Source organism: Aquisalimonas sp. 2447, assembly GCF_012044895.1.
Taxonomy (GTDB): Bacteria; Pseudomonadota; Gammaproteobacteria; order Nitrococcales; family Aquisalimonadaceae; genus Aquisalimonas.
Map to the genome: position 1 here is coordinate 1,502,880 of NZ_CP050695.1, position 25,070 is coordinate 1,527,949.

Genomic DNA, 25,070 nt, shown 5'->3' on the forward strand with positions numbered 1-25,070 from the left:
TTCCAAATGCCTTTTGTGCACTTCAGACGTTTTCCGCCATGGCATGGGAGGTTCGCGCCTTCTCTCCAAATGCACATCGCAAAAGGCACTGGTTATCGGTCCGTCTCGTGCCAGCTTGAAGGCAATTGGCGTTGCAGCGCACTTAGGAGTGGGCCGCCAAAAGGGTTGCGCATCACTAGGGGTCTTCGCATGGCGATCTATCATTTTCACGTTCGGCCGATACAGAGATCTTCGGGACAGTCGGCTGTTGCCGCTGCTGCCTACCGTTCGGGCTCACGATTCCAGTGTCCGTTGACTGGTCGCGGCAACGACTATCGCGGCAGAACCGACGTGGATCACACCGAACTGATTGGCTGGAAGCGGAGTAGAGAGGCGCTCTGGGTGACGGCGGAAACCTCGGAGCGTCGGAGAGACTCCACGACCGCCCGGGAGTATGAAATCGCTCTCCCCGTAGAGCTTGATCGGAGAGGCTCGATTCGGCTGGCGCGACGGTTTGCGGACTGGCTTCGGATGCGCTACGAGGTGGCTGTCGATCTGTGCATCCACGCGCTTGAATCGGGGAATCCTCATGCTCATCTCATGACAACCACAAGAGCGTCGAACGGATGGGATCTCGGTGACAAGGCGGCGCGAGAGTGGAGCGGCTCGAAGCGCAAGAGACACGGTCTGCCGAACCGTCGACGTGAGTTCCGGCAAGCTCGCATGGTCTGGGGTCAGATGGTGAACGCTGCGCTCGAAAAAGCGAAAGTTTCTGCCAGAGTCGATTATCGAAGCTACGCCGAGGTGTACGACGGTTTGGCCGTAGCGCCTATACCCACGATCCATCTCGGTTCAGCCACGGTCAGGAAAGAGCAGGGTGGCGTACGCACGGAGCGGGGTGACCTCAACCGAATCATCGACGAGATCCGGAGGTTGGATGAGCAGATCAGGCTCGTTCGTGCCGAGATACGGGCGGAGGTGGCGAATGACGAAGAAGAGTGCATTGACACGGGAATTGTCCATGAAGATCTGGAGGCCGGCAGACCCGACACGTCCGACGATACCGTGACACCGGATCAGTACCTTTCACCGGACCCGGATAGAGGGTTTGATGAGGGTCTCGAAGACTGGGATGACGACCTGCAAGACGCCTTGGATGCACACGACCCTAGCGAGTACGAGGGTCCGGAGTCATACCACGAAAGCTGGGGTGAGAATCACGAGGATCTGGATCACCAAGATGGTGATGACTGGCCAGATCCCGAGTGAGGTGAAGCTGTCGGTGCAGGGGGTTCGGGATGGCCGTAACCAGTCTACGAACCTGGCCTGTTGGGAAATTCCAATTGCGTGCGGCGTTGACTCCCCGGGAGGCCGGCACCGAGACTCAGATCCAACCGATCCACTGGAAAAGCTAATAGTGATGGGCGTGTTGAAAATCGGCGAAAAGGACCGGGACGGTCGCCAGAAGCGCATTGAGCACACGGGCAACTACCTGCGGGCAAGCCGCACTGGTGGCGTGTCTCTGCGGGCTCACACGAAGGTCTCGGGTGTGAACGTCACCGGTAACACCAGCCATGGCGTGCGTGTGTCGACGCGGCTGGCAAAGAACACCCAGGTGGCCTTCCAGAACGGGCGCTTCATCCTCCGCGGACGGTACGGGTCCGATGCCGCCAAGCTGAACCTGTCAAAGTCGGGTGCGCCGGTATCCACCAAGACGCCGGTCGGGGCCTTCAATTGGGTCCGACCCGGACGCTCTTCGTTCAAGATGGCCGGCGTGCAAGTGCGCGGCCATAAGGCCGCCTACATGCAGGCAGCCTATCTCCTCTTTGCCATGGTGGCAGCACTCATCAGTGTTGTGGTCCAAGCCGTCGGGCTTGTCTTTCGCGGAGTGGGGTGTGGCGTCCAGGCGATTGTGGCCCGGAGGGAGCAGGCCCGGCAGGACCGGGAACGACTGAGGCTTACGGCCTCCGATGTAGCCGGGGAGGGCGAGAGCATCCTCCAGGCCCACGGCGTCTCGTAGCCTTCCCCCATGCGTAGACACCACGTTCCTGGAGCCTTCTGGCAGACTGTAGAGCCAGGAGGTAGTGATGAGAAAGTCCCGATTCAGCGAGTCCGAGATCGTCGCCATCCTGAAGGAAGCCGACGCCGGCATGGCGGTGAAAGACGTGTGCCGCAAGCACGGCATCAGCCAGGCGACCTACTACAACTGGAAATCACGCTACGGTGGCAATGAGGCCTCGGATCTCAAGGGCATGTACGACGCGGTCGAAGAACATCCGAGGGGTGTTCGTGCTGAGACCGGCTCCGATACGGCACCGGCCGATGAACTGGAGAGGCATGTTCGTTCTTTACTCGAGCATGCCGTGGATGCCCACAAGCGCAACTTGAAGGTTTATCAAAGCCTTCGGAACCTAGACGAGGTCATAGGCACCGAATACGGTGATCGGGTTCTCTATGAGTTGATTCAGAACGCGCACGACGCGCACCGTTCCGGTAACGACGGCCGGATTGCGATCGAGCTCGCCATCCGTTCGGAAAGCGAAGGCGTACTTTACGTCGCAAATGGTGGGAAAGGCTTCCGCTGGGAAGACGTGGAGGCGATCCGCAACCTGGCCACCAGCGCCAAGGAGGTCGGTGAAGGCATCGGCAATAAGGGTCTCGGCTTCAGGAGCATCGAAGCGCTAACCGACGACGTGCACATTTACTCGCGCAACGGCGCCTCTCGGAGCGGCGGGTTCGACGGCTACTGCTTCCGCTTCGCAGAGGTCAGCGAGATAGAGGACATCCTTCACTCCACCGGCGTCGATGCACCAACGAGCGCTGCCGTCGCGAAAACTATTCCGCGGTATCTCGTCCCTCGCCCGCTGGAGGACCACCCTAACGAAATCGCCGCATATGCTCGACGCGGCTACATGACGGTTATCGCCGCCCCGCTGCGGACGCCGGAGGCGGTTACGTTGGCAAGCAGGCAGGTGGAAGCGCTCGCCCACTTGGATGCGCCGCTCCTGCTGTTCCTCGACCGCATCGCAGAGATCCGGATCGATATCGAAAGACCGGACCATAGACCGTATCGACGACGTCTGTCCCGGCGCCAGACGGAGGTTGGCGATGTTCCTTCGCTTCCCAGTACAACAATGTACGAAGTCGATGTTGGCGAGGGCTGCCGCTTCCTGGTTGTCCGGCGGGAGGTAGATAGACAGCGGATTCTGGAGGCCGTTGGGAGAAGCATCTCGACCGCGCCTCAACTCCAGCGGTGGCTAAACTGGAAGGGCGCGCCGGTTGTATCTGTAGCAGTCGGTATGTCCACTACAACGGTTACGAAAGGCCGCCTCTACAACTTCCTGCCCATGGGTGAAGAAGCTGATTCCCCGTTTCTCGGCTACCTCGATGCCCCATTCTTTGCAGATATCGACCGACGCGACGCGGATCTGGAGCTCCCCCTAAACGAAACTCTGATGGAAGCGGCAGCAGAGACATGCGCCGCAGCGGCACTCTCAATCGTCGAGCGGGATATGGCCATCCCTGCGCGAGCCGTATTCGACCTATTCGCTTGGAGTGGAGAACAGGCGGGAAAGCTCAATACTGCGCTAAATGAGGCGGGCAGTTCCCTGCAGGAGGCCACCGTCATTCCGGCCATTGTGGAAAGAGGGCAAAGGGCCTGGTCCTGCCTGTCCGAGATCAGAATCTGGCCGGAAGGCACGTTCTCCGTCCTCAAGGACAGAACAGTCGCCAAGTACGTCGGCGCGCAATTGGTCTCGGAAGATTTGGATAGCAAGCGAATCGAACGCCTGAAGGCGGTCGCGAGCCGCGGTGTCTATCGGTTGACGCCTTCAGAAGCTCAGCTGGCTGAATGGTCCGAAGCGTTCGCCCGATCTTTGCTCGAACGCAAAGCGGCGCCGCGCACTTGGTCACGTTTCTACGACGACCTTCCGCGCGTGTTCGAAACCGCGAACGCGCCGCTGGAAGCGCTGGACGGGAAAGCCATCCTCTATGACCGATCGGGTAAGTTGCGACGCGCCGGAGGTATCGATGATGAGAAACGGACCGGCGTTTTTGTTCGAGGTGACGTCTCGAAGGGTAAGCGAAAGAAAGCAGGCGTCCCCCTGCCGCCCGCGACGCTGGCACGTCGCTACCGGTTTCTCTACGAGCGGATCAGCCTTCGACGGGAGACGCTGGAGGCATTCACCGCAGCCAATCTAGTGCGCGAGTACGACCCGGTAGAAGCGCTGGCAGGCTTAAAGTCGGCCTTGGGGCGAGAGGCAAACGACAAGCGTCGCCAAGAGGCGCTTGCGTGGGCATTCCAAGTGTGGCGTGCGGGATCAGGGGTGCGGCTGGAGGAAGAGCTGCAGAAGGCAGGCCTTTATGTGCCAACGCTTTCGGGTTGGCACCCGGCGGGTGAGTGCGCTTTCTCGTCCTCATGGACGTCGGTCGGAAGAGTCCTTGAGAACTACCTGATCGAGGCCGCAGACGACTCGCCGGACTGCCGGCGAGTACGCGATCGGCTGTTGGTCGGACAGCAAAATTGGCCGGTTTCGGTGCAAGATGCGAAGCGGCATTGGACCAGATTCCTGGAGCTTATCGGTGTTGTCGACGGATTTAGGCCGGTGCCCGCGCGGCTTGTATGTAAGGGCTCGCCTTCGAACTTGTGGGATTACGTCCTGCAAAGCGGCAAAGCCGCTGAAGGTCTGGACAAGGACTGGTGCGCAGAGGTAGCGCACGTCTCTTTCAAATATCCGTATACCGAATACCGGATGAAAGGCGAGGCTTGGCGATTACCGGGGCAGATTGAACACGATGCCCTGCCGGAAGGCGCCCGAGAGTCCATGTGCATGCTCATCTTTGAGCACCTGAAAGCGCACGGGACTGAATACTTCCAGTTCGAGGTCGGCCGCTTCGAGCGCAACGAGCGCGACTGGGATCGACGGAAACTGCCGACGCCTTTGGCATCCTTCCTGCGTTCGAAGCCATGGATTGCCGCAGTCTCCCAGGAAGGGCTTTTTTTCAGGAGCCCCAAGGAATGTTGGGGCTCGCGGGTCCGCCGCCGCGGCCCACCGCGGTTCATCGACCGTGTGCCCGAAGCGCTAGTCGATCTGTCGGAGGGGGAAGGCCTTTCGGAGTTGGCCTTCGGTGACGCGTTGTGCCTGCGGGATTGGCACAGTCAGGCAACGGCCGTTGAGCGGCTGCGGGACTTGGCGGATGTCGCCGTGGGACTCTCCTCCAATGATCGCCCGACCTTCCGAAACGAATATCGGCGTGCGTGGCAGGAGGTGGTGGAGACAGGTAACTTACTGCCTGCGGACTTAAGCCTGATCGTGACGCGCTGGGGACAGCTTGAAGCGCTGACCGGCGAGTCCGATACACCTGCAGCGGTCATCGTTACAGAGGACGCGCAAAGCTTCGAGGCACGCATTCTGTCCTCGGCTGGTCAGGCGGTCCTAGAGGTGGGACCGGCCGCGACCGAGCGGGTTGCTGAGTTGTTGGAGGTGACAGGTGCCTTTGTCCCGCGACGCCTCGACGGCATCGGCGTGAAACTGCTCGTCGACGGCGCGCCCTTCGCCCCGCGTGCGAGCGACCCGTTACTGACTTCTCTGGGATTGGAATGGCTCCCCGAGGTCATCGTTATAGGGCATGAGCTCCGAGGTGAGCGCCTGGAGCGCGGCATCCAAAGCACGACTGTCGATAGACGGGCGCGGACAATACGGGTCCGGCATTGCGAGGCCATGAAGCTCGTTGTGGATGACGACGAGGTATCGACGAATGAAGAGTTGCGCTGGTACGCGTTCGAGCACGAGGACTTCCCCACTCTCATCCTGAACGAGGATCTGGTCGTTAACTGGCGCTCGCTCGCCCGCACTCTGTCGGGCGGCATTTCCCGTCTGATCGACGGCAGGCTTCGCTCTCTCGAGCCGCTCCTGCTGCGGCTGGCGTTCGATCGGTCGTCCGATAGATTGGAGGCGCCGGACGATGAAGCACTGGCAAGCGCGCTTGAGTGCGATGTGCGGACGATCCTGGACCTTCGCGCCGCGCTGCGAACAGACCTGGAGCACATCCTGCACCTGCTGATACCGGTCGTCGGCTACTATGGCGACCCCCACCTCGCGCGCCAGTTTTTGAGTGACGTCGACCGCGCCGGCAACCGGTTCGACGCGCGCGAGTGGCTGGAGCTGCATCTGGCCGGGAAGGAATACGCGCCCGATGAGCTGATCGATGCCTGCGAACAGTCGGCGAACCGCACCGAACTGCGCGGCAGGCTGGACCTGGACTATGCGACGTTCAACCGTGTTCTGTTGGATCTGGGCGAAGCGCCTTTGTCCAACGAGGCGGAGTTGCGGCAACTGTACGACGCTTATCTCGGACGTATGCGGCCGGCGATCATCGACCGGCTAAGACGCCATCACGCGGCCGACTTCCGCGCCGGCCGCGATCTTGCCGCGTACGTGGAGCGAAAGAATCTGGCCTTCCTTGCGTTCGACACGAACTGGATTTTGACGCGGGAGACGCTGGAGATGGAGGCCGTGGAGGCACACGTATCCGACCTTCTGGCGGAAGCGCTGGGGGAAGACGTTGCGGTTGAGTTGCCGGCATACAGGCGAGTGGTCGACGCGAACCGCAAAGCCGTACGCGAGTTTGCGATGGAAGCAGCGCCGGTTATCGGCGTTTGGTGCCAGAGAAACGACAGGCCGCTGCCGGAACCCTGGCAGCAGGGTGACGCACAGACCGTTGCCAGGCATCTCGAAAACAGCGGGCTTCTCGATTTCGAGTGGATTGGCTCCGAGGACATTCCGGGCCTTTGCAGGCGTGCCGGCTGCTGGCCAGATGGCATGCCCGAGACCCTCGACGGCGAGACTCTCGGGCTCACCAGGGACGACGTTAAGGTAGAAGAAAAGCGTCGAGAGCGTGAACGACAACAAAGGGAGATCGAGCGACGTAGCATCTTGTTCGCGGGGACTTCACTGGACACGGGCGATGCGAAGTTCGCCGAGAACCTCCAGGAATTGGCTGCCGGCTTCCTAGAGAACGACGAGACTTGGTTCGAGCGGAGCCGGCAGCGGACCCGCCTCGTGGCGTTCGACAACCCGGACCAGCCGAGCGGCGGTGCAGGCGCTGTGGGAGCGGGTGGTGGGGCGCGCAGGCGCGAACGACAGCTGACGGATACACAACGGCAAGCGATGGGCCTGACCGGGGAGTGGCTCGCCTATCAGTTCCTGTGCCGACGCCACAGCGAATATGTCGATGAAAGTTGCTGGGTCTCGGAGAACCGCGCGTACTTCTTCGGTGGCGATGGGGGCAATGACGCGGCGGGCTACGATTTCCGGGTGATGACGCCCCAGGCCGAATGGCTCTATGAGGTCAAGTCATCCCTTGAGGACAGCGGGGAATTCGAGCTCACTGCAAATGAGTTACGGGTCGCCGGTGGCGCGTCGAAGGACGGACGTCGGCGCTACCGCATCCTTTACGTCCCGTACGTCTTCTCGCCGGACCGATGGTACGTCCTCCAACTTCCAAATCCGATGGGTGAAGCCACCCGCAATCGATTCACTACGGTGGGGCGAGGCTCTGTCCGTCTGCGATTCGAACGTAGATAGGGAAATCCAGTCTCGATCCGCCTACCAGATCATGACGATGATCTGCACTCCTGCCAACGCAGCGAGACCGCCTCCTAACCAAAGGTTCGCTTTACCTAAACTATCCGAGCTAGCGGAGAGACGCTCCATAGCGGAGATATGTTGCTCATTTAGCCGCCGGTCTAGAGTCGCACGCACAACATCGCATGCGGCACGAACGGGCTCGGAGTCTTTAGGCATGTCGACACGAAACTCCCACAGCTTTGCAAGGATACGCTCAAGGTCCTGCGGGGAGGGATTATGCTCATCGAGGATGATGAGGGCCTTCTCGGGGCAGGCAAAGATTTCTCGAAAAGGCTTAATGATACGGGTTTCGTTCTCGTACATTGAATTACTCGCGCCTTAAGTGTAAGATCTAATACAGTTAAATTCATTTTCCCTACACTACCCCTTCCGGCCTAACTACCACAATATCATCAGGCTCAATGCCGTCCTGAACGAACAATTCTGGCGTTTCCTCCTCACGAACCCCCTCCAACATCAGCGCGGCTTTCGCCTGCTCAAACGCCTTAGCCACTGAGAGCCCAAAGCCAATCGTTGAGTAAAACTGAGAAGAGAAAATCCTGGCAGCTTGGTCAGAGATAGTATCAGCCATGCCTATGGCTGCTTCGACGTGCTGAACAACGAGCTCAGCCTGCTTTCTGGAGTAGCAGGTGTTAAAGAAGACCAATCTTATGTCGCCTGTAGACGCTACCATCGTCTGCACAATGGCTTCCTTAGTTACAAGTTTGGTCCCGCCAACGCTATCCTGAAATACTAGCTCGTCATCCTGAGAGCCATGCCCACTAAAATGAACGACTGCCGGATGGCTTTCATTCAGGGCTTGAAGAATATCCATTGGTTGAACTGCCCAGAAGGATTTTAGGGTGACAGAATCTCTGTGCTGCGCCTTCCTTAACATCTCCTGTATAGCGCGCGCTTCTTCATCTAGCCGTAGAGAACTCTGATCAAGCGGATTAGCGGCAAAAAACGCCACTGTTATCTTCTCTGGCAAGTTCTTCAATCTTTCCAATTCAGTCATGGTGTCCCGGTGCATCCGATCATGTCTCGACAAGGCCTTGCCGACCTGACGAAGCTGCCGCTCATGAGCCTCTCTCTGACTCTGAAGGTCCTTCTGCCTTCTCTGGTCGATCTTTTTTTCCACCTCGGCGACCTTTCGCTGAGCCGTTTCGATCTCTTTATGTTTGGTCGCCATCCTTGCCTCCAGCTTAGCCAGTTTGTCCGCTTCTTTGCTCGCACTCTTTTCGTGCCGTACGGCTTCGCGGAATTTGCTACTTGCTGTGGAACCATTCCTTGACTTGCTGGCGCCCTCAGACGCCTTCTGGGCTTTGACTGTATAATCCGCCAGCTTCTTCTGAATCTTCGCCCTGTCAGAAGCTAACTTAGCTAGCTCTGCGCGCTTCCTTTGGAGCGCGTTTTGATAGGTTTCAATTAAGGCCATAGGAGACTCCAGACTCGCATTCGAGTGCCTAACAATGAATGAAAGGCGCTCACGCTGATTCGATCATTGTGCTGGCGTCATAGCAGCGGATCCGTCCCGACATGGCTAGCAAGAGCATCCGACACATCAGTAGGTTACCGCGTACGGGAAAGTGAGCGCGAACCAATCATCTGACGGCGCCGCGTATTACGCTGCTCCTCAGCGGACAAGAGTCGATCCAGCAGAAACGTCAGCAACGGGTCGCGTCGAGACGTTGAGTCCGTGGGTGCCCATCGATAGGAGTCTAGATGGGCGAACTTGAACGAGGACGTCCAGTGTGGGATATGGCAATGGATGTGTTTGAGGATTGGCAGTGGGCCCCGAAAGGTTCTTGAGAAATCCTCACCAAATCCTTGCCCAGTGCATGCCTCGGGAGGGACAGCTCTGGTCCCCGGTTTGGAAAGCTCAAAGGGCCTTGGCCCAAGTGGCCTCGAGGCATTTCGCCGGCATCCGGTATCGCTAGATCGTCTAGCATCGCGTGAGTCGACAGCCCTCAGCGAGCGAACTGGCATACTTGGGATACCAAGCCGCGCAGAATGATCCGCTTAGTCCCTAAACGCAGCCACCGCGGCTTCCGGATCAGCGTCGAAGGTATGGAATGGACTCCGGGTCCATGTTATTCCGCGCGTCGGGGCGGTGGTGAACGATCATCGTGTCGGGTCTATCCATCTCGGCGCGACCACCCATTGGTCTCATCCTTCAGTTAAGTGTCGTTGTCATTCGGTTATCCAGCCCTGCCTGTCCCACCGGCTTTGCTAACGGTGAAGCGGGGCGGACATCAGCACTTCCTCCATACGGGACGTCGCCGATGCCGTCCACGAGTTCGCTGACGGCCTGCGGTCGGTGGCTGACGGACTCGTACTGGGTATGCATGCGGAAGGACTTATTCGTAGACGGAGCGCACGGTTCCCTGCGCGGAGCGATGCAGTCGCCGTCGTGGCCGAAAGAAACTCAACCAGGATTCGTGACGGGTTATTCAGGACGGACTGTTTAGTCGCCACCCAATCGAGGGCCTCGGCGAGGGCCCCGGCAATCGGCAGCAACGCAAAAACACGCCGGCGCCGTTGTGTTGACACAACGCCGGGGATGCCTCGACTTTGACCCTTCTGGAAAATGCACTAACATTGCACGACACACAACGGCCTCGCGCGGAAGGTGAGCCCATGCCGGACACAAACTATACGGTCAGAATCGATGAAGCCCTGAAAGAGCGTTTCAACGCAGCGGCCCGCAGTGAACATCGCTCCGGCTCCCAGGTCTTGCGCCAACTGATGACTGACTATGCGACAGCCATGGAGCGTGAAGTCTCATACGATCGCTGGTTCCGAGACCAGGTGCACGAGGGCCTGGATGCGCTAAAACGCGGCGACACCGTGCCTCAAGACACTGTTGCCGATGACGCAGCCGAACGCCGTGCCCGACTCCTGGGCGGCGAGCCGTCCGAGTAGTGCGCATTGACTGGACACTGCCGGCCCGCCGGAGCCTGGCCACGATCACTGAATACATCGCCCAGGATGACCCGGTTGCGGCCGTCGCCCTGGATGACGCCATCCTCGGGCATGTCGCCGCCCTTGGTGATCACCCAAGGCTTGGCAGGGTAGGGCGCGTCGAGGGCACGCGCGAGCTTGTCATTGCGAGCAACTACCTGGTTGTCTATTGCATCGATGAAGAGAGCGGCAGCGTGTGGATCTTGCAGGTCCTTCATGCAAAGCTTGAGTGGCCATAGTTCCGGATTCCGAACTGCGCGACAATCACCGGGGAGATCGACGAGCCTGCGCTCGCCCCAGCAGTTAGACAATATTGGATAAACTGACGAGCAGGGCTCGAGGTGATGGCGAGGTAAGGCCGTGGACGAGTCGCGACCAGCGTGCAGATCCCAGTTCATGGAGGACTGGCTGCAGGACAGAGGTATACGGCGCGAGGCTACTCAGAAACTCATGCGAATTTTCGACGTATGGGATATCGCGGGCGGCGAGAAACTGGAGTTACTTGGCGCTTGTGCTGACGACGCGGAATATCTAGGCCGCCTGCGTGAAGGCGTGGAGATTTTGCCACATGATGAGGAGAGCTGCCGCAGGGCGATGAATATTCTCTCGATCCAACGGTCATTGGAGGAATTCGCCCCGGATGCTCCGCAGTGGCGGGACGATTGGGTGCATCAGCCGATTAAAGGTCTGGGCTATGAGCGGCCGATTGACATCATGCGTCACGAAGGCCTGCCCGGGATCGAACGGGTCCGGCGTTACACCAAGACACTTGGACATTTGTGATCAGCATCACCTGGCCTATAACGCTTTCGGCACGCGCTGCAGACGAAGATTGAAAGTGATTCTCCGGGACAGGGCAAGCAGGCACAGAGTAAGCAGATGAGTCTCCCGTGCATGGCGGCTGTCCGCTTGGCCTCGCGCTGAATGAAATTCGGGAGCAAGGATAGCGCTCGGGTCAGTGGGATTTGCCGAATACGACTGATCAAACCGCGAAACCATGCCTGCTGTTGATCAGCATACTACTGACTAGTTTCTGCCCGATTTCCGTTGTAGCGGCATCTAGTGGCGATACCCCTTGTAGAAACCGCGATTTCCGCCTCACCCACGAATCAGCCGAATTGAAATCGTCGAAGTAGGAATACACATCATCGAATGTACGAGCGAGCCGAAGTACTCTTTCAGACTCCTCTACCGAGAGAGCCCGTTGGTTCTTTTCTCGCCTTCTTAATGTTCTGCGGTTGACGATTAGTCGATCAACATCACGTATTTCTAGGGTGGTTTCTCGCATTAGGGCAGCTATGGCGAGTATGGGAAATCCCGATCTTACAATCCAATAGAGTTCGATTGTATTATCTCGCAAGCCAACTTCCCGAGAGGGCGTCGCTTCTTCTAGAACGGCAGTCAAGACTCTGGATGAACACATCGCTGGCCTCTGGATTAATCAGGCCTTGTGCCGACTAGCGGCATCATGGCTGCGGCCTTGTCCGGGAGGATCAAACTAACACACGGATGGTGGTAGGTACTTTCTGTAAGGCGATTTCCGCGTGGGGGTGCGGTGTTGTCGTCATGAAGACAATTGCAACAAGGTCATGTGGTTATGTGAGTGATGTGGGTTGCCAGACCTCGTCGCGCTTGCTACTGTAAACCCGAAGCATCACCCATCACGGATTACGAGATCATGACGACCCACGCGCAGCAAAAGATAGGAATCACCCGAATACCTCGGAGGTAGCGGGAGCTGCGCGTTTGTGTGCTGATTGTTCATGCGAAGCCGGGCCCCGCCCGGCTTCGCTGCGTTTGGGGGTGCTCTTTATGTCCTGTCTCGATGCCCACTGGCTCTTCGGTGGTGATCCGCACGGCGGATTCGATCCCATCAATTCCATTGCCTCATTGACGCAATCACCGGTCACCATCCTACTCGGTGACTACGGTCTGGAGGCGCAGTCGCTTGCGGAAGCACTCGAGCCGGCGCGGGGCGCGGGCGACGTCTACTGGATTCCGGGCAATCACGATTACGAATCTGACGCGGTCTACGATCTAACGTTTGGACACAAGCTCGCCCAGCACAACCTGCACGGCTGTGTGACAACGATCGGTGGCGTGCGGGTTGCCGGCCTCGGCGGGCATTTTCAGGGCCGGGTGTGGCACCCAAGAAGTGGGAAACCCCGCGAGCGCACGCGTGCGAAGTGCCTGGCAACAATCGGCAAGGGAAACGTGTGGCGCGAGGGACTCCCGCGCAAGCTGCGCGCGGCGATCTGGCCCGAGGACGTTGCGGCGCTCAAGGAGCAAGCAGCGGATGTGCTCGTCACTCACGAGGCCCCGAGTTGCCATCCGCTGGGATTCGCGGTGATCGACGATCTCGCCCGAGCAATGGGGGTAGGGCTCATCGTCCACGGTCACACGCATCTCACCTATCGCTTTGACGCCGCAGAAGGCGATCTCACTGTACTCGGCGTTGGACTGCGGGGCGTGACGGATGGCGTGGGCGAGGCGCGGGTCTTTGGTGCCATCGACTACGGAAAGGCAAAACAACTCCGCCAGGCGTCAGCCGCTGGGCGACGTCCGGCGGGGCGCTTTCATGTGCCTGTCCGGGGGTGGGTATGGTAGGTCGGACGATTGGCCGCGCGGTCGCGCAGCTCCCGCGCAACACGCGGGGACGGGATCTTGTGGTCAGCGACCTCCACGGCATGGTCGACGACCTGCGCGAGGCGCTCACGCGTGTGGCGTTCGACCCGGTGGCTGACCGCGTGGTGTGTGTCGGCGACTTGGTCGACAAAGGTCCGGACTCGCTCGCCGCGCTGCGACTGCTAGAGGAGCCCTGGTTCACTAGCGTGATGGGCAATCATGACCTCGCCGCGGCCGTGCGACTCTTGGCGAACAGACCGGATGTCCATGCCGACGATGTGGCACGGTTCCGGCTGCCGATGGAGCCCTGGTTGGCAGCGCTGGACGCCGAGGGACAGAGCGAAGTGGCTGCCCACATCGACGCCCTCCCGTGGTTGCTTGAAATCCCCGTCGGCGACGCGTTGATCGGCGTCGTCCACGCCGAGGTCCCGGAGGATATCGAGCGTTGGACGGACCTGCGGTGCCGCGTCGAGCAGGTCTTCGCAGACCGGGCGGACATGGCCGCGCTGGCCCCGCTGGTCAAGGGCCGGCGCTACCTCCGGGCGCTCAAGGCCGGTGAACTGCCCGAGGCCGACGACCCGCAGGCCGTGCTGCCGGACGTGCGCGCGGTGCTGCACGGTCACACGATCCGCGCGGACACGGGATTCCGGCCGTGGCGTGTCGGCAATCGCATCCATCTGGACAGTGGGGCGTTTTTGAAACAACCCGCCTGGTACGACACGTGGGCGCACGTCACTGAGGGCCGCCCGGGGCTCACGCTCGTCGATGTCACGGACCCGATGACGCCACTGTAGGGGACGGACGATGCTGCACAGCCTCACACCACCGCGACCTACCGCCGATCATCCGGCGCTTCCCGGACTGCATCGGCAGTGCGCGCGGCTGATCGCAGCCGATTCCGCCCTGGCCGCCGCGATCCATCAGAATCGCGGCCCGGTGCGGCAGCCGCGCGTGGCGACCGTCGAGTTGATCGCCTCCAACCGAATCGAGGGGCTGGTCGGCGCGCATTGTCGAAGGACCGTGGCAGTGGCGGCACTGCGCGAAGCACGCGAGATCCTCGCCGCGATAACCGACACCACCCCGGACGGGTGGATCGATGCGCTGTGCCGCGTGCATGCCCGATTGGCAGCGCACGGTGTGGTGGACGGCATGCCGGCGGGCGACTTTCGACAGCAGGAGGTGGTCGTCGCCCGGCACCAGGCCCCGCCCACGCAGCGGGTGGCCGGCTTGATGGCCGACTGGGCGCGTGCCTATCACTCCGACTCGGCACGGCAGGCTGACGCGGTGGTGGATGCGCTGTGCGCCCATCATCGCCTGCTCTATATCCACCCGTACCGCGATGGAAACGGGCGTCTCGCGCGCCTGGACCTCGAAGCCCGCCTGCGCATCCCGGGTCTGCACTGTGGGGTCGCGTGGTCGGTCTCGGCCGCACTTGCCCGGGCTGAAGCGCAGTACCGCGCAGCGCTCGCGCAGGCGGACGCCCCGCGCCACGGTGACCTGGACGGCCGTGGGGCCTTGTCGCAGGCCGGGCTCGTGGCTTATTGCGGATCGATGCTCGATGCGCTGCAGCGTGAAGTCGACCGGTGTCTTAGCCGGACTCCCGTAGCCTGCGCGGGCCACAGCTTTACAGAGGAGGGCACCCCGTGGAGCTGCGCGTAATGAGCGACCTGCATCTGGAGATCGCCGGGCGCGGTGAATCCAGGAAGAATGTCCCATTCTTGCTGGACGTCACCGATGCCGATCAGGAGCGTGTGCTGGTGCTCGCTGGGGATACCGATGTAGACCGCCAGGCCGCGTGCTTCGCCGCGAGGCAGGCGCCGCATTTCCGGGCCGTTATTCAGGTGCTCGGCAATCATGAGTACTACAAGGACGGCTCGACCACGCGATTGCCGACGAAACTCCGGGCGTACCTTGCGGGGTTGGAGGCAAGCAACGTGCACATCCTCGACAACGACGCCCAAGACCTCGATCGGGTGCGGTTCATCGGCGCGACGCTTTGGACGGACTTCAACGCCGGCGCCCCGGAGACGATGCGTGTCGCGGGTGAGTCGATGAACGACTTCAAGCGGATCCGCTGCGGCACCGAGGCGGCGCCCTATGGGCGCCCCTTTCGGCCGCACACGGCGTACCGGTTGCATCAGATCTCACGTGCCTTCATCGAGCAGGCGGTGCTGCAGGCACACGCCGACGGGCAGGTCCCGGTGGTGGTCACCCACCACGCGCCGTATCTGCCGGAAGGGCTGGACGGCCCGCCGTTGTCGTTCGCCTACGGCTCGGATCTGAGCGACCTCATCCGTCGCACGCGCCCGGCACTATGGATTCACGGTCACACCCATGCGTGTGTCGACACCACTATTGCCGGCTGCCGAGTGGTGGCCAATGCGCGCGGTTACGCCGGGATCGAGCCTGTGGCGGGCTTCGATCCCGAACGGGTGGTGGATCTCCAGGAGGGACGAGGTGATGGCTGATCTTCCGGGCATGATTGACTTCGAGGCCTCCGGGCTGGGGCCGGAGAGCTATCCGATCGAGGTCGCCTGGTCGGATCCGCACGGTCACGTGGAAGCGCATTACATTGACCCCGCGCCGGGCTGGGAGGACTGGGATCCGGAGGCGGAGGCGATTCACTGGATCCCGCGGCACCTGCTGCGCGATTGCGGCAAGCCGGTGGCTTGGGTTGCCGAGCGGATGAATGCGGTGCTTGCCGGCAGGACCGTCTATTGTGACGCTCCGCGCATGGACGCTTTCTGGTGCCGACGGCTGTTTGAGGCCGCTGGCCGAGATCCCGCCTTCCAGGTCGGCTCGTTTTGGCACATCCACCCGGATCCCTCGGCTCGGCTGCCGTACCGCCTGGTGACACAGATTCTCGAGCGCGCCGAGGCCGCACGCGGTGGGCGCCAGCACGAGGCCGACAGCGATGTGCGGTTCCTGCTCGCGGTCTACTGGCTGACGCGCCAGGCGATGAAGGAGCAGGGTCATGCGTGAGCGCATCCTGGAGCGCCTGGAGCAACTCGAGACCGAGCACTGGGTCAGGGTCCTCTATGCTTGTGAGTCGGGTAGCCGTGCCTGGGGATTCGCCTCTCCGGATTCGGACTTTGATGTCCGGTTCATCTACGCCCGTCCGGTTGAGTGGTATCTCAGGATTGATGTCGAGCATCGCCGGGACGTGATTGAGTGCCCGATCATCGATGCCCTCGATATTGCGGGCTGGGACATCCGCAAGGCCTTGAAGCTCTTCAGCCGCACGAATGGCGCGTTGCTGGAGTGGCTGCACAGCCCCATCGTGTACCGGGATCAGGGGGCTTTCCGCGAACGGCTCCAGCAGTTGGCTGCAACAGCGGTCGATGCCCGCGGCCTGTGTTACCACTACGCGCATATGGCGCGCGGCAATGCGGGTGAGTTTCTTGATGGTGAGGCGGTGCGGCTGAAGAAGTACTTCTACGTCCTCCGCCCACTTCTTGCCATTCGCCATATTGAATCGACCGGCTGTCTCCCACCGGTGGAGTTTCAGAAGCTGGTGGAGTCGTTTGCTCCCGAGGCTTTGCGCCCGGAGATCGACGCGCTGCTCGAGCGCAAGCGGCGCACGGAGGAACTCGGTGTGGGGCCGCCGATGCCGTTGATCGATGCCTTTATCCGGGAGGAGCTCGCGCGGCACGAGGCGGGGTTCCACGGTGAGGGGCGCCCGGACATTGAGACGCGCCCGGCCGTGCTCGAGGAACTGAACCGGTTATTCCGGGATGTCCTCAGCGGTGAGGCGTAAGGGGAGCGCATGCACATCTTTCTGGATACCGAGTACACCGACGAAGAGGTGCCCTTCCTCATCAGCTTCGGCCTGGTTGCGGGTGCCGCGCCCGTCGATACGCTCTATGTGGAGCTCACGGACACTTGGCATCGCGCTGACTGTTCCCCCTTCGTGCGCGCCACCGTGCTGCCGGCGTTGATGGGCGGCAGTTATGCGTCGGACTCTACGGCTGCCCGGGTGCGGGTGCAGGCCTGGGTCGATGCGCTTCCCGGGGAGCACGAGGTCGTGACGGATTTCCCGGAAATCGATATGCGCCTGTTTCGGGATTGGCTGGGCACATCACACTGGCCCAAGAATCTCGCGGCTTCCGCGCGGCGGCTCGATACTGCCGGTCTGCCTGCGGGCGAGGTGCGGGACGCCGCCCGTGATGCTATAGAGCAGCATCAGCAGCAGTGGGGTGCACACAATGCGCTCGCAGATGCGGATCGGCTGCGTACCGTGTATGCGGCGGTCATCGCGGCAGGCTGCGACCCATTCGGCGGGGCAGGGCCAAATCGTGGGCGCTGAAGCAGTCCGGCTGACCATCCAGATCCATTGGAACGACCAATGGCATGATGCAGCCGTGGTCTCTTTTCTTGACCAGTCAAAGGGGCTTCGGAGCCCCTTGCGTGCCACGTACAGGCCGGAGTATGTCGCTCGTGCTCTGGATGCGGCGAACTGGCCAGAGGACCAGGTGCTCGCTGGTGCCTACGCTCTGGGTGTCAACCTGCCCGTGCGCTTCGACGCAACCTATGAGGATGGTGTGGTCGCGGCAGTGCTTCGGGACATCATCCCGCAAGGCTTTGGCCGCCGTCGGATGCTGGAACATCTGGGTTACCGGCATGATCCAGGGCCGCGGGCGGATCTGCCACTGCTTGCACATGGCTGTGTCGCCCCTGTCGGGAATCTGCGGGTGAAGGCTGCCGCTGAGGCATTCGCGGCGAAGCTTGATACGGCTCGAGTCCCGCGCTTCACGAAGGATGAAGTGGTCGGGTTGGGCGAGGGCATCATCGATGACGGAATCCGGACCGGAGTGCCGGTCGCCGCTGCATTGGGGGCTGGTGGTGAGGCTCCGAAGGTTCTCCTGGCAGAGGACGGTGCTGGTCGTTATGCGTTGGAAGGAACGCTAGGTGATGACGAGATCCATGGACACTGGCTGGTCAAGTTTCCGCGGGGACGGAAGAGCCCTGACGATGTCGCCGTGCTGGAGGGGGAGGCCGCGGTCTATCAGGTCCTGAGTGCGCGTGGCATCAATACGCTGAGCGGAACAACCCTGAAGCAGGACGGGCCGCCCCCGTCATTGTGGTTGCCACGTTTCGATCGCGAAGGTGGAAATCGATTTGGGGTGGAGTCGGTTTACTCCGTGATGGGGATGATCGGGGATGGTGCAGCACTGGATCATCTCAATGTCGCCGGGCGGTTGGTCGCCGCGACCGACAGTGACACCGTGCTGGTCGACTATCTCGTCCAGGATGTCGTGAACACGGTGATCGGGAACGTCGACAACCATGGCCGCAACGTTGCTCTGCGCAAGACGCAGAAAGAAACCGGGCTGGCACCGTATTACGATTTGGCACCTATGGTGCTTGACCCCGAGGGGCTATCGAGGGCCACGCGCTGGCCGAGTGAGTATATGCAGGCCGGGCAACTCCCGGCATACGGCAAGGTGCTGGAGCAGTGCGCCCGTGACCCTGTGCACGCCAAAGAACTGTTTGCTGCACGAGTGTATCGCCTTCGCGATCTCGGGCGAGTGCTGGCTGACGTCGGCGCACCAGACCGGATGTTGCGCCACTCCGGTGTTCGATTGGAGTTTGCCGAGCAAGTCCATGATGCGCTTCTCTGAGCGCCCTTACACGCGTCTGCCTTTCAAGTCAAGGCACCGAATCAACGACCGCAGATTCTGAATGGGTTCTAACCCGTTTTCACGGACACATTCATCAAAGCCTGGACTTTTGACCGGTCAGTTATCCGGGGGGAGCTCAAAATCGCGGTCAAGTTCAGTGAGCCTTGCCCGGAATTGGGGGAGACGTAGTGACCCAACTTAGGGACTCGACAAGCGTCTCGTTTAAATGCAGCGTGCTGGTATCACGACGTGGATTAGGTCGGACATCGGGGGATGCGATGCTGATAGACAACCGCGGGCACGGCACCGTCCGAGAGGCCTTTGATGCCGGTACCAAGAAGGGGAGTAGGCTGTCGTGCCTTTCCGGTGACTTCTCGGTGCACGCCTATGTTGCTGTAAACGCAGCCCTAGAGCGCACGGCTCTTACCAGGCTGCTATTGCCCCAGCACCCTCGGGATGTAGAGCTGAGCCTTGCCATCAGCATCAACGGAGCAGAGGCAGACCGACGGTTTAGAAACCGACTGGATACAGCTGCTGTCGCTCATCGCTGTGCCGGTTGGATAGAGGAACGAGCGGAAGTCCGCAGCACGAGGGCAACGCCGGCCCACAATCTGTTCCACGCCGAGAGCAACGACGGCACCACGTTCGCCGTTCACGGGAGCTCCCCGTTGACGACCGCCGGGCTGGGGGTCGTACCTTCCGATGCCCATGTTATGAACTCCGTCGCTCAGAGTGATGCAGAAGCGGCGCAACTTCTGCAGTGGTTTGACGGTATTTGGGAGGAGGCGGCAGCAGGAGGCGACGCGAAAGCCGCTCTCCTGGATCAACTCCGCGACTTGTACGCGACGAAGTCACCAGAACTCATTTACTTCTTGACCCTGCACAACCTGTTCCGGGACTACTTGGGAGAGCTCGACGAAGAGAACATCATCAAGACTCGGACCGGTATCAAGGACACACGGGTCTGGAACAAGCTCTACCGGTTCCAGCGAGACGGTGTGCTCGGCGCCATCGACAAGATCGAGCGTTTCAACGGGTGCATCCTTGCCGATAGCGTCGGCCTCGGGAAGACGTTCGAGGCGCTCGCGATCATCAAGTATTACGAGCTTCGTAACGACCGCGTACTGGTGTTGGCGCCAAAGAAGCTTCGCGAGAACTGGACGCTCTACACGGTCAACGATACCCGAAACCTGCTCGCGGAAGACCGCTTCAACTTCGACGTTCTCAATCACACGGACCTTTCCCGCGAAGGAGGGATGTCCGGTGAGATCAACCTCGAGACCGTTAATTGGGGCAACTACGACCTGGTCGTCATCGACGAGTCCCACAACTTCCGGAATAACCCGCCAAGAAAGGACGGCCTTACTCGCTATGGCCGGCTGATGCGCGACATCATCCAGGCCGGCGTGAAGACAAAGGTCCTCATGCTATCGGCCACACCGGTGAACAACCGGATGAACGACCTCAAGAACCAGATCGCCTTCATTACCGAGGGGCGCGATGATGCGCTTTATCCCGAGGGCATCGCCAGCATCGACAACACACTCGGTAAAGCCCAGAAGCGCTTTAACGCGTGGTTACGTGAAAGTGACGAACGGAGGAAGACCGAGCATCTTCTCGAGGCGCTCAATTTCGACTATTTCAGCCTTCTGGACAGACTGACCATCGCCCGGTCCCGAAAACACATCGAGAAGTACTATGACATGGGCGAGATCGGTGCCTTCCCACGACGCCTTTCACCCAGGAACCTGTATCCGCCGATTGATCTTCAGGGGCACTTCCCGGAGCTGCGAGAGATCAATCGCGATATCCGGCGGCTTCACCTCAGTGCTTACGCTCCGCTGCGGTACGTTCTCCAGGAGAAACTCGAGGAGTACAGCCGGAAGTACGACATGCAGGTGGCCGGAGGCTCCATCTTCAAGCAGAAGGACCGCGAGGAGAGCCTGATTCACCTTATGCGGGTGAATATGCTGAAGCGGATGGAAAGCTCCATCCACGCCTTTGCCCTGACCGTCGGGAAGCTCCTGGACGGCGTTCGGGACCTGAAGGAGAAGCTCGAGAATCACGACGCCACCGATATCGAAGAGTGGGGCATTGAAGGCATCGAAGTAGAAGACGACGCCTTCGACCCCTACCTGGTGGGCAGCAAGATCAAGGTCCTCATCCAGGATGTCGACCGCGTTCGCTGGCGCCAGGACCTGGATGAGGACGAAGCCCAGCTTGTGAAGCTCCTGCGCGAAGCGCGAGATGTCTCAGCGGAGCGCGACGCCAAGCTGAAACAGCTCAAAGCGCAGATCCAGGAGAAGGCGGCGAATCCCTTCAATCCAGGGAACCGCAAGGCGCTGGTGTTTACTGCATTCGCCGATACTGCCGAGTACCTCTATCAGCAGCTTTCCGACTGGGCGCTGGAAACACTGGGTCTGCACGCGGGCAAGGTTACCGGGCACACTCACGGTAATCGCAGCACCGTGCCGGGTCTCCGGCGCGATATCCCGTCCATCCTCACGGCATTCTCCCCGGTCTCGAAAGAGCGGGGTGCCGAGGGGCAACCGGAGATCGACATCCTGATCGCTACCGATTGCATTTCTGAAGGGCAAAACCTTCAGGACTGCGATTTCCTCGTGAATTACGACATTCACTGGAACCCTGTGCGCATCATCCAACGCTTCGGCCGAATCGACCGGCTCGGATCCACGAACGAGGTGATCCAGCTGACGAACTTCTGGCCCAACCTGGAGCTGGATGAGTACATCGACCTGGAGGCCCGTGTCGCCGGCCGGATGGTGCTGCTGGACATTTCCGCTACCGGCGAAGAGAACGTTATTGAGTACGCCGAAGGCGATGCCATGAACGATCTGGAGTATCGTCGTCGGCAGCTCCACCAGCTTCAGAACGACGTACCCAGCATTGAGGATCTGTCTGATGGAATCTCCATCACGGATCTCACGCTCAATGACTACCGTATGGATCTGGGTGAATACCTCAAGCAGCACGGTGAGTACCTTGAGCGTATGCACCTTGGGGCGTTCGCCGTTACGACCATCGATGATCTCGTTGAGGGGGAAGACTTGGGCCCCGGCGCGATCTTCTGCCTCCGCAACATGCACGCTCGCGCCCATGGCGACCCTACATACCCCTTGGCACCTCACTACCTTGTGTACGTGTGCGATGACGGAGAGGTGCAGCTCAACTTCACGCATACGCGCCGCATTTTGGATGGGTTGAAACGTTTGACCCTTGGGCGCGGCTACCCAGATGAGCGCGCTGTTGTCCGGTTTAACCGGGCGACCAGCGACGGCTGGGAAATGGCCCATTACCGTGCGCTTCTAGCTCGGGCCGTGGCCGCCGTGACCGGAAAGGCTGAAGAGCGGGGGGTGGAGAGTCTGTTCCAGCCCGGGGGTACGGTGATTAGCCGTGACAGCTTCCAGGGCATGGATGACTTCGAGGTCGTGAGCTACCTGGTCGTTCTGGACGGCAAAGAGGCGGGCTAATGCTCTCAGTGTATGACCACCTCGGCCTGCCCGAGGCCGCTTATCTTGGAAAACGGGTGTACAAAAAGCTCTTCTTCGAGAACGCCGAGTCGTCGGCGGCGGACCGTCGGGCGTTTACCGACGACGTGGAGGCGGTGACCTGGCAGTACACTCTCAAACCAAGCACTCTGCCGGTCAGCCCATACCAGGACAACGAACGGGACTATGCGGAGTTGGCAATCGTCGAAGTCGACTTTCGGGAGCCAAAGTGCGCCCTGCGCCTCGCCGGGATCATTCACCGGGCCATTCCCTACCCCCTCCTGTTGATCCTCGTGCACAATGACCGGCTCGCGGTGAGCACGGCCCATAAGCGCGCCAGTCGAGCGGAGCGTGGGGCGGTCGTCGCCGAGGAGATCCAGACTACCGGCTGGATGGATGGCGGGACTCCGAATGCTGTGGAACAGACGTTTCTGGAAAGCCTCGCGTTGCGTCAACAGCCCCAGTCACACTACTACGCTCTATATCACGGCTGGCACCAGCGGCTGCTCGCCTTGGCCTGTGCTCGGCTGACCGGAGACTATCGCGTGCCGTCCTCGGCCGAGAGGCAAAGCCAGCGGCGCGAGACGCTTGCCGAGTGCCACCGGCTGGAAGGGGAGATCTCCAGACTGCGCGCCGAGATCAAGAAGGAGACCCGCTTCAACCGCCAGGTGGAGCTGAACACCCGCATCAAGCAGATCGAACAACAGCTCCGGCAAGCCACCGCCGGGCTCTAAACCAGAGCAAGAGAGAACATGGATAAGCTGAATCCGAAACAAGATGGCGCCTCTCTGGATATCGTCCAGGACAATATCGATAAGCTCCGCGAGCTATTCCCCGACGCCTTCACCGAAGGATCGGATTGGGATGGCCCACGCTGGAAGGTAGATTTCGATGCTCTGCGGAAGATTCTGGGCGACTACATCGAAGACGAACGCGAGCGGTACAGCTTTACCTGGCACGGTAAGGCACGCGCCAGGCAGATTGCGCAGACCCCCTCCGCCGGAACCCTTCGGCCATGTCCCGAAGAGTCGGTGAACTGGGATACCACCCGGAACCTCTTCATCGAGGGCGATAATCTGGAGGTGCTCAAACTCCTCCAGAAGTCCTACCACAAGCAGGTGAAGATGATTTATATCGATCCGCCCTACAACACCGGCGGCGAGTTTATCTACCCGGACCGATTCCAAGATAACCTCGATACATACCTGCGCTATACGGGGCAGATTGATGACCAAGGATTGAAAGTTTCAGCTAACTCCGAGTCCTCCGGTCGGTATCATACGAACTGGCTGAATATGATGTATCCACGGCTTCGATTGGCTCGTAACCTTCTGCGGGAAGACGGTGTTATTTTTGTTTCTATTAACGATGTGGAAGCGCCGAATATCAGGAAAATTCTTGATGAAATATATGGTGAGGAGAACTTCGTTTCGCAGGTCGTATGGCAAAGGACAAGGCGTGGTGACGCTAAGTTAATAGCGAATAATCATGAATATATAGTATGCTATGCTAAAAACATACATGCGACCATTGAGGCGGGGCTTTGGCGGAGGCCTAAGGAGGGGGTTGAAGAGGTTCTAGAGAAGTACGAAGAGGTGAAGAAGCGTTTTGGCGGAAATCACGATAGAATCAGAAAGGAAATGCAATCTTGGTATAGATCGTTGCCAGATGGTGATCCGAGGAAAAGTCACAAGCACTATAACTGGTCGGATGATCGAGGTTTGTATTTTGCGGCAGACTTTTCAGGTCCCGATGATGGGCGCGCTAATCGGCCTCGACACGATATACTACACCCGGTTACTGGGCGGCCTTGTCGAAAGCCATCAACCGGTTGGCGGTGGGATAAAGAAAGAACAGAATGGGCGCTCAATCAGTATCCATCGAGGATACATTTTGGTTTGGATGAGTCTACTATTCCCAATAGGAAGAGTTACTTAAATGAGGTTAGTGTTGAGCCTTTCGGGTCCGTCTTTTATAAAGATGGAAGATCAGCGACATTGCAAGTTGAGCGCCTAGTGGGTTCTGGAGAGTTTCCTTTTCCGAAAAATTCTGAGGTTATTAGAGAATTAATTGATATCGTTTGCGGTGATGACGATTTTGTGCTGGACTTCTTTGCCGGTTCAGGAACAACAGGGCATGCCGTGATAGAGTCTAATGTTAGGATGAAAAAGAAAAGAAGATTCTTGCTTGTCCAGCTTCAAGAGCCCACTAATTCGGCTTCTTATAAAGATATATCGAAACTCGGTATGGCGCGGCTTCGTTCAGCTATAAAAGAATCAGAACGTGATGGGGCCGAAAACAGTAAAGGACTAGGGTTGGGCTTCAGAGCTTTTTCACTTAGCGCAAGCAACATTCGTCCATGGGATCCGACCGCCTATGATCTGAGTGCGTCCCTTTTTGACTATATAGAAAACATAAAATCAGATCGCACCGAAAGCGATGTGTTGTATGAGCTACTGCTCAAGTACGGCCTAGATCTGGTCGTGCCCATCGAGGAGCGCGAGATAGCGGGCAAGGCCGTCTACATCACCGGCGCAGGCGCGCTGGTTGTGTGCCTTGGGGACAACATCGGCTTGGAGGTGGTGAACGGCATCGCCTCCCTCAAAGACGAGCTAACGCCGGAAGTCATGCGCGTGGTATTCAGGGACGCAGGTTTTACGAACGATGTGGTGAAGACCAATGCGGTCCAAATACTCCTTCAGGCGGGCATTGAGGACGTGAAGAGTCTTTGATCAAGGGGGGGG

General features: G+C 59.8%; 19 protein-coding genes and 2 pseudogenes. 18 read left to right on the forward strand and 3 right to left on the reverse strand.

Features of this window, described 5'->3' with window-relative positions; genetic code table 11:
* The first annotated feature begins 189 nt into the window (after positions 1-189).
* From KU884_RS07120 to KU884_RS19260, 4 genes and pseudogenes are all read left to right on the forward strand, one after another.
* Entirely contained in the window at positions 190-1,248 is a 1,059-nt protein-coding gene (locus tag KU884_RS07120; RefSeq protein ID WP_167782008.1) for a MobA/MobL family protein, read from the forward strand.
* Between the two features lie 151 nt (positions 1,249-1,399).
* Positions 1,400-1,993: pseudogene (locus KU884_RS07125) on the forward strand (hypothetical protein); the annotation flags it as partial.
* Positions 1,994-2,066: 73 nt separating this feature from the next.
* Positions 2,067-2,234, forward strand: a pseudogene (locus KU884_RS18940) (transposase); the annotation flags it as partial.
* Positions 2,232-7,565, forward strand: coding sequence for a sacsin N-terminal ATP-binding-like domain-containing protein (locus tag KU884_RS19260; protein ID WP_371807961.1), 5,334 nt, complete (start codon positions 2,232-2,234; stop codon positions 7,563-7,565). The pseudogene KU884_RS18940 and the gene KU884_RS19260, both read left to right, overlap by 3 nt.
* Before the next feature lie 21 nt (positions 7,566-7,586).
* Here KU884_RS19260 and KU884_RS07135 read toward each other — a convergent pair whose 3' ends face one another.
* Positions 7,587-7,931: a hypothetical protein gene (locus KU884_RS07135; RefSeq protein WP_167782010.1), complete on the reverse strand. Its 345-nt coding sequence runs from the start codon at positions 7,929-7,931 to the stop codon at positions 7,587-7,589.
* Between the two features lie 52 nt (positions 7,932-7,983).
* Positions 7,984-9,045 carry a hypothetical protein gene (locus tag KU884_RS07140; protein ID WP_167782011.1) on the reverse strand — a complete coding sequence of 354 codons (1,062 nt, stop codon included), beginning with the start codon at positions 9,043-9,045 and terminating at the stop codon, positions 7,984-7,986.
* Positions 9,046-10,247: 1,202 nt separating this feature from the next.
* Between KU884_RS07140 and KU884_RS07145 the strand changes: the two genes are divergently transcribed.
* The 3 genes from KU884_RS07145 (at position 10,248) to KU884_RS07155 (ending at position 11,354) form a co-directional block, all read left to right on the forward strand.
* Positions 10,248-10,532 carry a CopG family ribbon-helix-helix protein gene (locus tag KU884_RS07145; RefSeq protein ID WP_167782012.1) on the forward strand — a complete coding sequence of 95 codons (285 nt, stop codon included), beginning with the start codon at positions 10,248-10,250 and terminating at the stop codon, positions 10,530-10,532.
* Positions 10,532-10,810, forward strand: coding sequence for a type II toxin-antitoxin system RelE/ParE family toxin (locus KU884_RS07150; protein WP_167782013.1), 279 nt, complete (start codon positions 10,532-10,534; stop codon positions 10,808-10,810). Before KU884_RS07145 ends, KU884_RS07150 begins: the two co-directional genes overlap by 1 nt.
* Positions 10,811-10,967: 157 nt before the next feature.
* Entirely contained in the window at positions 10,968-11,354 is a 387-nt protein-coding gene (locus tag KU884_RS07155) for an antitoxin Xre/MbcA/ParS toxin-binding domain-containing protein (protein WP_167782014.1), read from the forward strand.
* A 199-nt stretch (positions 11,355-11,553) separates the two neighbouring features.
* Here the strand turns inward: KU884_RS07155 and KU884_RS19265 are convergent, their stop codons facing one another.
* Positions 11,554-11,994 carry an antitoxin Xre-like helix-turn-helix domain-containing protein gene (locus KU884_RS19265; RefSeq protein ID WP_371807951.1) on the reverse strand — a complete coding sequence of 147 codons (441 nt, stop codon included), beginning with the start codon at positions 11,992-11,994 and terminating at the stop codon, positions 11,554-11,556.
* A 389-nt stretch (positions 11,995-12,383) separates the two neighbouring features.
* Between KU884_RS19265 and KU884_RS07165 the strand changes: the two genes are divergently transcribed.
* The 11 genes from KU884_RS07165 to KU884_RS07215 all read left to right on the forward strand — a co-directional run bounded on the left by KU884_RS07165 (position 12,384) and on the right by KU884_RS07215 (position 25,058).
* Positions 12,384-13,178, forward strand: a complete 795-nt coding sequence (locus KU884_RS07165) for a metallophosphoesterase (RefSeq protein ID WP_167782016.1) — start codon at positions 12,384-12,386, stop codon at positions 13,176-13,178.
* A gap of 59 nt (positions 13,179-13,237) precedes the next feature.
* A complete protein-coding gene (locus KU884_RS07170; RefSeq protein ID WP_167782017.1) occupies positions 13,238-13,990 on the forward strand; it encodes a metallophosphoesterase in 753 nt (250 codons plus the stop codon).
* Positions 13,991-14,000: 10 nt separating this feature from the next.
* Complete coding sequence (locus KU884_RS07175) at positions 14,001-14,855, forward strand: Fic family protein (protein ID WP_167782018.1); 855 nt, start codon at positions 14,001-14,003, stop codon at positions 14,853-14,855.
* Entirely contained in the window at positions 14,855-15,664 is an 810-nt protein-coding gene (locus KU884_RS07180; protein WP_167782019.1) for a metallophosphoesterase, read from the forward strand. Before KU884_RS07175 ends, KU884_RS07180 begins: the two co-directional genes overlap by 1 nt.
* The gene (locus KU884_RS07185; RefSeq protein WP_167782020.1) at positions 15,657-16,178 is read left to right on the forward strand and encodes a hypothetical protein; all 522 of its coding nucleotides are present in this window, start codon (positions 15,657-15,659) and stop codon (positions 16,176-16,178) included. The genes KU884_RS07180 and KU884_RS07185 overlap by 8 nt, the downstream gene beginning before the upstream one ends.
* Positions 16,171-16,953: a nucleotidyltransferase domain-containing protein gene (locus KU884_RS07190; RefSeq protein WP_167782021.1), complete on the forward strand. Its 783-nt coding sequence runs from the start codon at positions 16,171-16,173 to the stop codon at positions 16,951-16,953. Before KU884_RS07185 ends, KU884_RS07190 begins: the two co-directional genes overlap by 8 nt.
* Before the next feature lie 9 nt (positions 16,954-16,962).
* A complete protein-coding gene (locus tag KU884_RS07195) occupies positions 16,963-17,502 on the forward strand; it encodes a hypothetical protein (protein ID WP_167782022.1) in 540 nt (179 codons plus the stop codon).
* Complete coding sequence (locus KU884_RS07200) at positions 17,492-18,817, forward strand: HipA domain-containing protein (protein ID WP_167782023.1); 1,326 nt, start codon at positions 17,492-17,494, stop codon at positions 18,815-18,817. The genes KU884_RS07195 and KU884_RS07200 overlap by 11 nt, the downstream gene beginning before the upstream one ends.
* A gap of 278 nt (positions 18,818-19,095) precedes the next feature.
* Entirely contained in the window at positions 19,096-22,308 is a 3,213-nt protein-coding gene (locus KU884_RS07205; RefSeq protein ID WP_167782024.1) for a helicase-related protein, read from the forward strand.
* Positions 22,308-23,060 carry a DUF4391 domain-containing protein gene (locus KU884_RS07210; RefSeq protein WP_167782025.1) on the forward strand — a complete coding sequence of 251 codons (753 nt, stop codon included), beginning with the start codon at positions 22,308-22,310 and terminating at the stop codon, positions 23,058-23,060. The genes KU884_RS07205 and KU884_RS07210 overlap by 1 nt, the downstream gene beginning before the upstream one ends.
* Positions 23,061-23,078: 18 nt before the next feature.
* Positions 23,079-25,058 (forward strand): site-specific DNA-methyltransferase, encoded by a 1,980-nt coding sequence (locus tag KU884_RS07215; RefSeq protein WP_167782026.1) that lies wholly within the window; start codon positions 23,079-23,081, stop codon positions 25,056-25,058.
* Positions 25,059-25,070: the final 12 nt, after the last annotated feature.